Source organism: Flavobacterium sp. GNP001, from assembly GCF_054343775.1.
Window position 1 is genome coordinate 1,593,796 of record NZ_JBTGUX010000001.1, and the last position, 12,003, is coordinate 1,605,798.

General features: G+C 35.5%; 10 protein-coding genes and 1 tRNA gene. 7 read left to right on the top strand and 4 right to left on the bottom strand.

The window, feature by feature from the left end:
* Positions 1 to 331 precede the first annotated feature (331 nt).
* The 3 genes from ACXX8U_RS06795 to ACXX8U_RS06805 all read left to right on the top strand — a co-directional run bounded on the left by ACXX8U_RS06795 (position 332) and on the right by ACXX8U_RS06805 (position 2,721).
* Positions 332 to 700, top strand: coding sequence for a BlaI/MecI/CopY family transcriptional regulator (locus ACXX8U_RS06795; protein ID WP_236363689.1), 369 nt, complete (start codon positions 332 to 334; stop codon positions 698 to 700).
* A gap of 36 nt (positions 701 to 736) precedes the next feature.
* Complete coding sequence (locus tag ACXX8U_RS06800; RefSeq protein WP_458565195.1) at positions 737 to 2,512, top strand: M56 family metallopeptidase; 1,776 nt, start codon at positions 737 to 739, stop codon at positions 2,510 to 2,512.
* Between the two features lie 68 nt (positions 2,513 to 2,580).
* A complete protein-coding gene (locus tag ACXX8U_RS06805) occupies positions 2,581 to 2,721 on the top strand; it encodes an SsrA-binding protein (protein WP_458565196.1) in 141 nt (46 codons plus the stop codon).
* Here ACXX8U_RS06805 and ACXX8U_RS06810 read toward each other — a convergent pair.
* The gene (locus ACXX8U_RS06810; protein WP_210789329.1) at positions 2,718 to 3,230 is read right to left on the bottom strand and encodes an adenine phosphoribosyltransferase; all 513 of its coding nucleotides are present in this window, start codon (positions 3,228 to 3,230) and stop codon (positions 2,718 to 2,720) included. The two genes, ACXX8U_RS06805 and ACXX8U_RS06810, sit on opposite strands and share 4 nt — an antisense overlap.
* 94 nt (positions 3,231 to 3,324) lie before the next feature.
* Between ACXX8U_RS06810 and ACXX8U_RS06815 the strand changes: the two genes are divergently transcribed.
* The 3 genes from ACXX8U_RS06815 to ACXX8U_RS06825 all read left to right on the top strand — a co-directional run bounded on the left by ACXX8U_RS06815 (position 3,325) and on the right by ACXX8U_RS06825 (position 5,330).
* Positions 3,325 to 3,398, top strand: a tRNA-Arg gene (locus tag ACXX8U_RS06815).
* 292 nt (positions 3,399 to 3,690) lie between these two features.
* A complete protein-coding gene (locus ACXX8U_RS06820) occupies positions 3,691 to 4,038 on the top strand; it encodes a helix-turn-helix domain-containing protein (protein ID WP_458565197.1) in 348 nt (115 codons plus the stop codon).
* Positions 4,038 to 5,330, top strand: coding sequence for a type II toxin-antitoxin system HipA family toxin (locus ACXX8U_RS06825; RefSeq protein ID WP_458565198.1), 1,293 nt, complete (start codon positions 4,038 to 4,040; stop codon positions 5,328 to 5,330). The genes ACXX8U_RS06820 and ACXX8U_RS06825 overlap by 1 nt, the downstream gene beginning before the upstream one ends.
* Before the next feature lies 1 nt (position 5,331).
* On the opposite strand, the gene ACXX8U_RS06830 is transcribed toward ACXX8U_RS06825, so the two are convergent.
* A complete protein-coding gene (locus ACXX8U_RS06830) occupies positions 5,332 to 8,460 on the bottom strand; it encodes a TonB-dependent receptor (protein ID WP_458565199.1) in 3,129 nt (1,042 codons plus the stop codon).
* Positions 8,461 to 8,639: 179 nt separating this feature from the next.
* On the opposite strand from ACXX8U_RS06830, the gene ACXX8U_RS06835 reads away from it, so the two are divergent.
* The gene (locus ACXX8U_RS06835; RefSeq protein ID WP_166133953.1) at positions 8,640 to 8,972 is read left to right on the top strand and encodes an ArsR/SmtB family transcription factor; all 333 of its coding nucleotides are present in this window, start codon (positions 8,640 to 8,642) and stop codon (positions 8,970 to 8,972) included.
* A 152-nt stretch (positions 8,973 to 9,124) separates the two neighbouring features.
* Here ACXX8U_RS06835 and ACXX8U_RS06840 read toward each other — a convergent pair whose 3' ends face one another.
* Positions 9,125 to 11,083: an OmpA family protein gene (locus ACXX8U_RS06840; RefSeq protein WP_458565200.1), complete on the bottom strand. Its 1,959-nt coding sequence runs from the start codon at positions 11,081 to 11,083 to the stop codon at positions 9,125 to 9,127.
* Position 11,084: 1 nt separating this feature from the next.
* A complete protein-coding gene (locus ACXX8U_RS06845; protein WP_458565201.1) occupies positions 11,085 to 11,999 on the bottom strand; it encodes a PorP/SprF family type IX secretion system membrane protein in 915 nt (304 codons plus the stop codon).
* Positions 12,000 to 12,003 lie beyond the last annotated feature (4 nt).

A 12,003-nucleotide genomic window follows, 5' to 3' on the forward strand; every position in this document is an offset into this window, starting at 1 on the left:
TATCATTTTAAAAATTGGGGCGTGCCCCCATTACGGCAAAGGGGCTACTCATAATTGTTTTGAGTAGCCCCTTTGCTGTAATGGCGTCGGGCTATCCGCACCGCTGCGGCGGTTTGCTTCTATCCCTCACGCGAGCCCGTTTCCAGAAACTCGTTTATATCTATCAATACGTTTTCAATTTAAAAACACTACTAAAAAACAAGCATTTAATTCATTTATAAATACTTAAACACAAGACAAAGTACCAAAAACTAAAAATTTAGTTAAATAACTATAAAAATAGTTTGCAAACTAGAAATATAGTTGTACGTTTGAATCAAATAAAAACATCATGCAAAAACTCACTAACAAAGAAGAAGAAATCATGCATATTGTCTGGAAGCTACAAAAAGCTTTCGTGAAAGACATTATGAATGAAATTACCGAAGACCAACCACATTACAATACCTTATCAACCATAGTTCGTAATCTTGAAGAAAAAGGATATGTATCGCACAACGCTTACGGAAATTCGCATCAGTATTTCCCAACGGTGAGCCTCGAAGAATACCGCAAGCGTTTTATGCATACCGCAATTGATACGTTTTTTAACAGCTCGTATAAAAATATGGTTTCCCATTTTGCACAAGAAGAAAAAATTTCGGCAGCTGAATTACGTGAAATTTTAAACATGATTGAGCAACAAGAACAAAACAGCTAGTCGTTTACCCACTATTTCCTAAAACCAAAAATAAAAATGGAACCACTTCAACTCTATTTTATTAAAGCCAGCGGCTTACTAGCATTGTTTTTTGCAGTGTATTACGTTTTGCTGCGCAAAGAGACATTTTTTACTGGAAATCGATGGTTTTTATTACTAGGTTTAGTGATTTCGGCAGTTTTTCCGTTGCTAACTTACACGGAGATTATTTGGGTTGACCCCAATCCAAACCCTATTGATTGGTCAAATCTTCCCACAAGCAGCTACAAAACCGAAGCTACTCCCACAATTAATTGGTGGCTTATAGCTAGTGTTTGCTATGGTTTGGGAGTGTTATATTTATCAGGAAAGTTTATTCTAGATCTATACAAGCTTCAGCGAATGCTTAAAGGGCAAATTTCAGAAACAATAAACGGTTTCGCTTTTGTAAATACAACTGAAAACACAGCACCTTTCTCCTTTTTTAAAACAATAGTGTACAATTCATCACTGTACAGTGCTAGTGAACTTAATAATATTATTGCGCACGAAAAAGTTCATAGCGCCCAATACCACTCGGCTGACGTATTATTGAGTCGCATTTTTTGTATTGTTTTTTGGTTTAATCCGTTTGTGTGGCTTTACAAAAAAGCGATGGTGCAAAATTTAGAATTCATTGCTGATCATCATGCCATTCAAAAAACAGCTAACAAAAAAGAATACCAATTCACACTTTTAAAAATTACAACACACCAAAATTGTGTTGCGCTTACCAATCCTTTTTATCAATCATTAATCAAAAAACGAATCGTTATGTTAAACAAAAATCAATCAAAAAAATGGAACTCTTGGAAATACACCACTATTGTTCCTGCCTTAGTCGCCTTTTTTGTACTATTTCAAATTGAAGTAGTTGCGCAAGAAAAAATTAGTACAACAACAAGTTCTAACACAAAAAATCAAAACATTAGTACTCTTGCCGTATCAGATACTGTGAAAAAAGGTAAAACAAGCGAGCTGATTTCAAAAAATCTTCCTGAAATTACAGACGAAAACACCAGTATTTTTATCAACGGAAAAAAGGTAACCAAAAAAGAATTAGACAGCACAAATCCTGATGACATTGCAACTGTCAATGTCGAAAAAGATAATAATAAATCTGTTATTAAAATTTTCACGAAGGAAAACTCGAGCACAATAGGTAGCGGAAACATATTTTCATCAAATGAAGTAAGTCTAGACCGCATTGATCCAAATAATCTATCCGTCGTAAAAAAGGAAAACAACGTAACTGTTATTAAGCAAATTAGAACTGAAAAAAATGGCATCCCTGAAGATACTGAGGTGTACGTAAATGACAAACGTGTGAGTGCCTTAGAAGCTGAAAGTTTACTTCCTAGCACAATCACTAGCGTAAATGTTACTAAGGACGAACAAGGAAAAAGAAACTCTATCCGAATTATTACCAAAAATTACATCGGCGAAAATGGAAGCGTAATAGAACGCCCTCTACCACCAGTGCCACCGGTAGCGCCGAAGTTTAACTTCACGACTCCAAAAGCTCCTATTTTTCCAGCTGCACCAAAAGCACCATCAGGAGTTCGTAACTATAAAAACGAAAAAGAATGGGCTGATTTTGATAAAAAAATGCAAGCTTTTGATAAAAAAATGGAAGCTATGGAACCTCAAATTAAAGCTTTTGAAAAAAAAATGGAAGAATTTGAAAAACAAATGAAACCATTTGACGAGGAAATGGAAGAGTTCGAAAAGAAAATGAAAGACTTCGAAAAAGCAATGGAAGCCTTTGAAGCAAAACAAAAGAAGAATAATTAATTGATATACTAAGACAGTCTCAATCCAAGACTGTCTTTTTTTATACCTTTGCCTCAAAAAAATAACAGATGTATAAAGTCTTAGCTCAAATCAATAAAATAGTGTTACCTAGTTTCACCAAACGAGGAACAGACATCTCTAAAGCCAAAAAATGGCAGCTTGCCCTATTGGCCTACCGCTATTATGTTACTACTCGTGCGCTGCGCTAATACGTTAGCACCGCAAAAGTGTCGTAATTTTTAATTTTGTCGCGACCATTTAAAAAGGATAACTCCATTAAAAAATTACACTGCACCACAATGCCGCCTAATCGCTCTACTAATTCACATACGGCTGCTGCAGTTCCGCCAGTAGCCAAAACATCATCATGAATAAGCACTCGGTCGCCTTTTTTAATAGCATCAATGTGAATTTCTAACGAATCGGTGCCATATTCAAGTGCATATGTAGCCGAAATCGTTTCGTAAGGTAACTTTTTAGGCTTTCGAACCGGAACAAAACCCACATTTAATTGTTGAGCCAGCAACGTTCCGAAAAAGAAACCTCTACTTTCAACACCAATTACGGTTGTTATTTGCAAATCTTTTACAGCGTTGACTAATTCTTCAAGGCATTTTTGTGTTGCCTGAGGATCTAAAAGCAGCGGAGTGATATCTTTAAACACAATTTCTTTTTTAGGAAAACCCTGAATATCACGGATGTAATTTTTTAAGTTCATTTTTTTTTATTTTTTTACATTTTTACGCTTGCAAATTACACATTTATGCCTATATTTGCACCCGCAAGCAAGACAAATAGTCGCTTTGCAAAATGGCCTCGTGGCGCAACTGAATAGCGCACTTGATTACGGCTCAAGAGGTTACTGGTTTGAATCCAGTCGAGGTCACAAAACCCCAGCATTTGTTGGGGTTTTTTTATGTTTATACTTTTTTTAAACCTCTATTTTTACTTTGGAATTATCCCCATTACGATTGTAAATCAAACAAACTCATTCACTTCCCTTTTCAATGAAATAGATAAATACATGTAAACTTTGCAACACGACTTGTGAGCCCAATAAGAACGTTATAGATTGGAATAAAAAACAAGTTAAAAAGCAAACATAAAGCAATCACCAATATGTTTTTTTTTGTATTTTTGTATGACGAAGCAGTCATTAATATCAAAAAATATATATTATGAATGATAAACCATACATAGATTGGATTGCAATGAGTGATTTGGCTTTAGCGCAAACGATCGGAGCATTTGTAAAACACCATCGCTTGTCTCAAAACAAAACGCAAGAGGAAATCGCGCAAGCTGCCAACATCAGCCGCTCTACACTGAGTTTATTAGAAAAAGGAGGTACAGTTACGCTACCAACACTTTTGCAAGTGCTTCGTGTTTTAGATCTATTATACGTCCTGAATTCATTTACAATTCAAGAACAAATAAGTCCGTTGCAACTTGCCAAGCAAGAAAAACAAAAAAGACAACGCGCCAGAAATAACAATACAGATAATTCATCAAATTCTACTTGGTAATGATAACAACTGCTTTTGTCAAAATTTGGGGAACCACCGTAGGAGCTATTGCATGGAATGCAACAACAGGATTGGCTAGTTTTGAATATGATCCGAAATTTGTTACTACTAAAACTGATTTGGCACCATTGAAAATGCCCATTACCAATGCTAGCAATCGTATTTTTTCGTTTCCAGAATTACAACAAATCAAAACTTTTAGAGGATTACCCGGTTTACTAGCCGACGTTTTACCCGATGATTACGGAAACCAATTAATCAATAGTTGGCTCGCACAAAATGGTCGTCCTGAAAATAGTATGAATCCTGTGGAGCTTTTGTGTTTTATAGGCACTCGAGGTATGGGCGCTTTAGAATTTGAGCCATCACAACTACAACCTACCAAAAGAGCTTTTGATATAGAAATTGATAGTTTGATTCAAATTTCTCAAAAAATGCTTTCTCGTAGAGACGAATTTGAAACCAATTTGACTCAAGACGAGCAAAAAGCTATGCTCGATATTCTTAAAATAGGAACTTCGGCAGGAGGCGCACGCCCAAAAGCGATCATTGCCTACAATTCAAAAACAGGACAAGTCAAATCAGGGCAAACCAATGCTCCAAGTGGATTTGAACATTGGTTAATAAAACTCGACACAGTGAGCGATGTACAATTTGGCGAAAGCACAGGCTATGGCCGTATTGAACTAGCGTATTATTATATGGCTAAGGCTTGTGGCATTGATATGATGGAATCACGTTTACTTGAAGAAAATAACCGAGCGCATTTTATGACCAAACGCTTTGATCGTGAAGGAGGCCAACAAAAGCATCACATTCAGACCTTGTGCGCAATGCAGCATTACGATTTCAATCAAATAAGCAGTTTTAGCTACGAGCAACTTTTTCAAACCATGCGTTTGTTGCGTCTGCCCTATCCGCAAGCTGAGCAATTATTTCGCAGAATGGTTTTTAATGTAATTGCTAGAAATTGCGACGATCATACTAAAAATTTTGCTTTTCGACTGCAACAAGGCGGTAGTTGGGAACTTGCTCCCGCGTACGATGTTTGTTTTGCGTACCGTCCGGACAGCGAATGGGTGAGCCAACACAATTTGAGCATTAACGGCAAACAAAAAGATTTTCAAAGAGAAGATCTTTTACTAGTTGCTAAATCAATGAATATCAAAAAAGCAACTAGCATTATTGACCAAATTCAATCGACAGTTGGTAATTGGTACACTTTTGCCGATCAAGCTCAAGTAGATCTCACATTCAAAGAACGTATTGGCAATTACCACTTGAAGCTATAAATTACATAAAATGATAGGTCGCACTCAGTTGTCCTTGCCATCTTGAATTTAAATTATCAACCAACCACGGCTTACCTTGTGGGTTTTTAAATTGAAAAACGGGCTGCTGGTTTTCAATACGCACAAAATCAAGTAAGGCATAACCCGAATTATTGATGTTAGGAACGTAAACTTGAGTTCCCCAATTTTTAGAAATTAAATTCGCAACATTAAAAACATCAAGTCCAAATTCGAGTTTATTTTTAAAGAGTTTTGTTTCAAAAATAACTTTCAAATCAACCTGATGATTCCACGGCGTGCGCGCAGCATTACGACTGGCATAACTACCACGATTTTTACGCAAGTAATCGTTTTGATTAATGTACGCATCCAATTGCAACCATTGTTCAGCAGCCGAAACTACCACTTGATTGCTACTATTTACTATGTTTTGAAATCTAATTTCCGATTGGTCTCTAGGTATGTAAAGAATATCATTTTTGGCCGATCCATCGCGGTTTACGTCTCCTTCGTAGACAAAACTAAACGGACTTCCAGATCTTCCGTTGTACAAAAGCCCAAATTTTAAAGTACTTGATTTGATTGGAAGATCATAAAAATGATACGAAACAATTTTGTGACGCAAATCAAAATTAGATGCTGTCAACTCTGGCGAATTGGCTACTAAAGCCTGATTCCATTCAAAATTAGCTGCATGTGAGTTGCGGTTCGTACTCGAAATATCTTTACTCACACCATAGGTATATCCTAAAAATCCATTGTAGCGTTCCTCTGTTTTGGTCAAGCCAAAAGTAAGATTGTATCGGTAGCCTTGCGAAGTATTGGTTAACAAAAATACATTCGTAAAGTTCGGATTGATCTTTATGCTTTCTGCAGATGTGTTGTAATACGGACGATTATCAGCTCCTACAAAATTACTTTTTTGATCTTCTTTTCGGTTGATGGATTGAAACAATAAACCATCTAAGGTCTTGGTGTAGGTAGCCTCAAAATTTAGAGCAAAATTATTTTTTAAAGCTACATCAAGAGATATATTCGATTTCCAGTCTCTTGGTAAATTAAAATTGTTGTCTATCAAATTCACCTCAGTCAATCTTCTGCTTTGCAAAGGTGCAAGTTGACTCAAATCTTCATTCAAATCCAAGCTTCCCGTTGGTCGGTAATCAATATTATAATACTTGGTGCCCGATATATAATATTCGTAGGCGTACCAAACAAATGGCATTCGCCCAGTAAAAAGTCCTATTCCTCCTTTTAAATTGTACTTCCCATCCGAATCAATAGTATAATTAAAATTAAAACGTGGGTTAATAATCGGCCTGCTATTAATCTTGTTTTGATAGCCAGCAAATTCGGGAGTATTTTTGATATCATCTGACACCGGAAACGGTGTTGGTGTGTTTTGCCAGTCCAATCTAAATCCAGCAAGTATCGAAAACTTTTTTGAAAGTCTGATTTCATCTTGCACATAAGCGCTTGACAAAAGCACCGAATAATCAGCAGATGGCGTTCTTTTATTCAACTCAAAATCGTTGTTCTCGATATTGTAAACACCTCGAACTCGACTTGGTTGATCATTTAAAAAATTAGCAACAGAATTGTATTGCCATCTTCCGTTAAAGGCAGTTAAAAAACGATATTCAATAGCATTTATCTCTGTTGATGCTCCTGCTGTAAATTTATGATTTTTCACATAATAGGTTACATTATCGGTTAATTGAATCGTGTTTAAAGTTAATCCATAAACAGAAGCTTCGCGATACGTTCCCGCAAAAATTGTATTGGCAGTATTGTCAATAATTTCAATATGTGGAAATACGCGACCGGAATAGGTCCTATCATCATTTACAGTAGATAATGAAACGGTCAATTTATTAGACAAAGCATTTGAAAATTTACTTTTTAATTCTGCTACAATACTATTTGTGGTCGAGTTATGACGGTAACCTTGATTGGTAAAATTGTAAACTGTGGGTGTCCATTCAAGATTATCTGCAAAACCGGTAACAAAATTATTGCGAAGTGTGAGCTTGTGATTATCTGAAATATTATAATCCAAACGCAGAAAGAGTTTGGTGTTTTTTCGTTTAATTTGCGCATCAAGTGCTGTTCCGGTATCGTAATTGTATTTTGTTTTTAGTCGGTCAGCAATTTGAGCAACGGTCTCCGGATCAATATTTGATGTGGCGCTGCCTGGCGCATTGAGCACTGTTTCATTTCGGTCACCAACTTCGGCATTAAAGAAGTAAAACAATTTGTTTTTGATTAGTTTACCGCCCAAACTTACACCGTAAGTATAATCAGTAAAAACGGCATTTTCTTGTCGAATCCCATTGGCATGTGAACCAATTAAATTTTTATTTTTTACAAAAGTATAAACCGAACCTTCGGTATTGTTAGAGCCACTTTTTGTTACCGCGTTTATACTGGCACCAGTAAAATTACCAAAGGTTACATCAAATGGAGCTGTTTTTACTGACAAAGCACTAATAGCACCAAATCCAATTGGTTGTGTACCTGCTAAACCGCCCGGAGTTCCAGATGCGGTTGATCCTGCAGCACCACTTGCCGGTTCCTGAAAACCAAGAACATCATTTGTTGCGCTACCATCAATAGACAAATTATTGAATCGGTAATTGGCACCTCCAAAGGAGTTTAAATTAGCCTCTGGTAATAATCGTGTAGCATCTTGAATACTCCTGTTTGCGCTAGGCAGACTCGTTATCACCTCAATTTTTAATCGTTTTTCATTGTTTTTTTTAGAGCCAGATTCAGAAACTACTGTAACTTCCTGAAGCTGTAGGGCATTTGCAATCAACTGCAAATCTTTTTTTGTGGCTTTTCCCAATAATATTTGAACCGATTCGATAATTAACGCTTCGTAGCCATCGAGTACAATTTTAACCTGATAATCAGCTGCTGGCGGTAACTGATTGAACTCGTAATATCCATCACCTTGAGAGAGTGTATTGTATTGAATTCCAGTGCTTTTTTGCAGCACCGTAACGGCCACCGCTGGTAAAAAATTTCCTTGTGAATCAGTAATATTTCCATTTAAAATCCCTGTAGTTTCTTGAGCGCAAAGCATTAAAGAACAGCATAGTAGGAAAAAAGTAAAAATGTTTTTCATGTAGCCTAATTTATATTTATGAAATATACGTAACTGCTAACAAGAAAGTTGTATCTTTCAATCGTACTTTAACGATTAATATTTATATTAAAAATCACAACTAACTGATAAACAATAGATAAAATAACCATAAAACTTTTAAAAAATTAGATTTTATTCATCTAATAAATACGATTAATATGAAAGACAACAATACTTTTCACGCTTTAGAATTGGAATTATCACAAATGGCAAAATGTTTGTCTCACCCAGCACGTATTCAAATCATAACAATTTTATCCAAACATAAAGACCGTACTTGTAAAGAATTGGTAGCAGAATTACCCCTTTCGCAATCAACTGTATCCAAACATTTGAATGACTTGTTAGAAGAAAAACTAATTTGTAGAAAATTTAGCGGAACACAATCGCTTTATACTTTGGAATGGAATAAATTGGAACGTGTTTTTACCATTTTTGATCGATTGAATAAAAGGACAATGATCAATCGACCGAAAAGAAATTGTTGTTAATACATTGTTTGGTTATGATTTGAGGGTAAGATTTGAAATAGTACAAAATCTTCGATTAAAAATGCCAAATAATTATATCATAAAAAAACCAAACTAGCGAAGTAGCTTTGAAACACTACTTACTAATTTGGTTTTTCAATGCGAATCAAAAATTATTTAATTTCGACAATGATAAATTCGCTACGTCTATTTTGCTGATGTTCAGCTTCAGTACAAACTACATTATCTGCGCATTTATTTAAAAGTTGCGATTCTCCATAGCCATAGGCTTTTAATCGGGTAGCGTCTACACCATATTTTATCAACCAGTTTTTAGTTGAGTCGGCGCGTCTTTTAGATAAATTAAAATTATAGGCATCAGAAAGTCTGCTGTCTGTATGGGATCGGATTTCGATTTTAACTCCTGGATTAGCCAATAAAAAATCTAATATTTTAGAAAGCTCAATCTCAGCATCCATGCGGATATCTGCTTTATTGAAGTCAAAATAAATAGGATTAATTTTAAAAATTTTTGCTAAATCGTCACCAAGTCCCACTCTTTGAATACTTTCTTCAAGAACTATAGGCAAAAATGTTTCACCTGATTGATCGCCTGTTGTAGCAGGTATTTCCTCAACATGGTAATTTTTTTTAGATAACTGCAAGTAATATTTTTGAGAACAGTCGACTACGCCAAAGTTAAATTTACCATCAGCATCGGTCATCATCGAGCGTAGGTTTTTATAATTATCATCATACAATACAATTTGCACAGCCTCGATAGCTTTTTTGGTATTGCTATCTGTTACTACTCCCGCTAAAGTTTGCTCGCAAGCGGTCTGCAGAGGTTTAATCTCTTTGATGCGATAAATATCGTCACCACCTACTCCGCCATCTCTATTGGATGTAACAAATCCTAGTTTGTTACTTGTATTAATAATGAAACCAAAATCATCCTTAGAACTATTTAATGGGGCTCCTACATTTATAACTTCATCGTAAACTCCTTCTTTTTTACCTTTTGCAACGAAAACATCTAAGCCACCAAGTCCTGGATGTCCATCAGAGGCGAAATACAATTCATTTTCAGCAGAAATAAAGGGAAAGGTTTCTCTGCCTTCGGTATTAATTCTATTCCCAAGATTTTCCGGAGTTCCGAACGAACCATCAAATCCTATTGCGACTTTAAAAATATCCGATTGTCCAATAGTTCCAGGCATGTTTGAGGCAAAATAGAGTGTTTTTTCATCGGTGCTTAAAACAGGATGTGCTGTACTGTATTGATCGCTGTTGAAGGGTAGCTCAGCAATATTTTTCCACTGCCCGTCAATCAGCTCGGCTTTATAAATTTTTAATAAAATAGTTGCATTGTTATCATTTCCTATTTTTCCGTTAACAAAATTGTTCCGCGTAAAATATACTGTTTTACCATTTTTTGTAAATACAGGTGTAGACTCATGGTATCTACTATTTAAATTGCCTTCCATAATTTTGGCTGAAGCCAATGTCCCATCAGCATTTTTATTTGCTTCATAAAGATTGGTATATCCTTCACCTGTCCAAGGATCCATTTTATCCGATTTTGAACTAACATCTCTTCCGGTAGAAAAAACAACTTTATCTTGGTGAAACGCAGACCCGTAATCTGAATATTTGCTGTTAATACCTGCATTAGTGATATCATAGCGCCCAGAATTACTGCGAATAACAGCTAAGTAATCTTTTTGATTTACTGCTAATTTAGCGCGACTGTCGCTACTGTTTTGTGCTTTAAACTTTTCCATCATTTCATCTGCCTTGGCATACTCCGTAATTGCTTTAAGGGATTGCGCATAGCGGTAATACAATTCAGCGGATGCCGTACTAGGTGTGAAATCAAAAAATGCTTTATAATACTTAGCTGCGCTTTCAAAATCGGCGTTAAAATAACAACTGTTTGCTAATTTCAAAATTAAATCAGGTGATTTTAATCCTTTCGCATACAAACGTTCGTAGGTTTTTTTGGCATCTACGTAAGCGTAATTATCATAATCTGTAGCTGCTTTTTTTTCAGTGCTTTGCGCAGTGCTAATAACGGTACAACCAAAGACAAAAAGTGTAAAAAGTATATGTTGTTTAGGATAGTTTTTCATCTTAAAAAAATCTTGGTGTTATTATTCTTCTATTGATTTTTGGCAACTCATATCGTAAAAAAAGTTCATGCGAACCTGAATTATAATTATTTAATTTGGTGGTTTCAAAATCATAGCTATAACCAATAAACCAATTTTTATTTACTTGAAAACCAGTCATTGCTGTCGCTGCTGCGTCTAGGCGATAGGCTAATCCTAAGGTGAATTTTTCCGAAAACATAACATTAGCAGAAAGGTCGACTTGTAATGGTGCACCCGCAACAACTTTTGTTAACACACTTGGTTTTAATTTTACATTCGAACTCCAATCGAAGACAAAACCGCCAATAAAATAATAATGTAAACGATCAATCTCAATCGCACTGCTATTGTCATCAAAATGTTTGGTTGCTAAAAAGTTAGGCACTGAAGCTCCTAAATACATTTTTTCAGAAAAGAAAAATATACCAGCACCTAAATTTGGTGAAAACTCATTATCAATATTATTTTGAAAAATCGGATTGTTAACATTGTAGCGATTCAATTTTGTATAATCCACATTTAGTAAATCAACAGAACCTTTTAAACCAAAAGACAAGTCAAATTCTTCTGAAATCATTATCGTATACGACAAATCAACAGCTATGTTACTTTGATTTCCCGCACCAATTTTGTCATTCACCAATGATAATCCATAACCCAATTTTGAGTTTTCAATTGGCGAATTTATTGAGGCAGCATAAGTTGTAGGAGCTCCTTCAAGGCCCATCCATTGTGTGCGATGCAACCCGAATATACTTAGAGCACCTCTATTACCAGCATAGGCAGGATTGATGTTAATGGTATTGTACATATAGTGTGTATATTGTGAGTCTTGTTGTGCAAATAAAGCACTACAAACAAAAACAAGCATGATAAGTGTATGTATTTTTTTCATGGTT

Excerpts from the sequence above, each read along its gene's own strand:
- ACXX8U_RS06820 (WP_458565197.1), top strand. The coding sequence starts at position 3,691 with ATGAATGATAAACCATACATAGATTGGATTGCAATGAGTGATTTGGCT.
- ACXX8U_RS06840 (WP_458565200.1), bottom strand. The coding sequence starts at position 11,083 with ATGAAAAACTATCCTAAACAACATATACTTTTTACACTTTTTGTCTTT.
- ACXX8U_RS06845 (WP_458565201.1), bottom strand. The coding sequence starts at position 11,999 with ATGAAAAAAATACATACACTTATCATGCTTGTTTTTGTTTGTAGTGCT.
- ACXX8U_RS06805 (WP_458565196.1), top strand. The coding sequence starts at position 2,581 with ATGTATAAAGTCTTAGCTCAAATCAATAAAATAGTGTTACCTAGTTTC.
- ACXX8U_RS06830 (WP_458565199.1), bottom strand. The coding sequence starts at position 8,460 with ATGAAAAACATTTTTACTTTTTTCCTACTATGCTGTTCTTTAATGCTT.
- ACXX8U_RS06835 (WP_166133953.1), top strand. The coding sequence starts at position 8,640 with ATGAAAGACAACAATACTTTTCACGCTTTAGAATTGGAATTATCACAA.
- ACXX8U_RS06800 (WP_458565195.1), top strand. The coding sequence starts at position 737 with ATGGAACCACTTCAACTCTATTTTATTAAAGCCAGCGGCTTACTAGCA.
- ACXX8U_RS06825 (WP_458565198.1), top strand. The coding sequence starts at position 4,038 with ATGATAACAACTGCTTTTGTCAAAATTTGGGGAACCACCGTAGGAGCT.
- ACXX8U_RS06795 (WP_236363689.1), top strand. The coding sequence starts at position 332 with ATGCAAAAACTCACTAACAAAGAAGAAGAAATCATGCATATTGTCTGG.
- ACXX8U_RS06810 (WP_210789329.1), bottom strand. The coding sequence starts at position 3,230 with ATGAACTTAAAAAATTACATCCGTGATATTCAGGGTTTTCCTAAAAAA.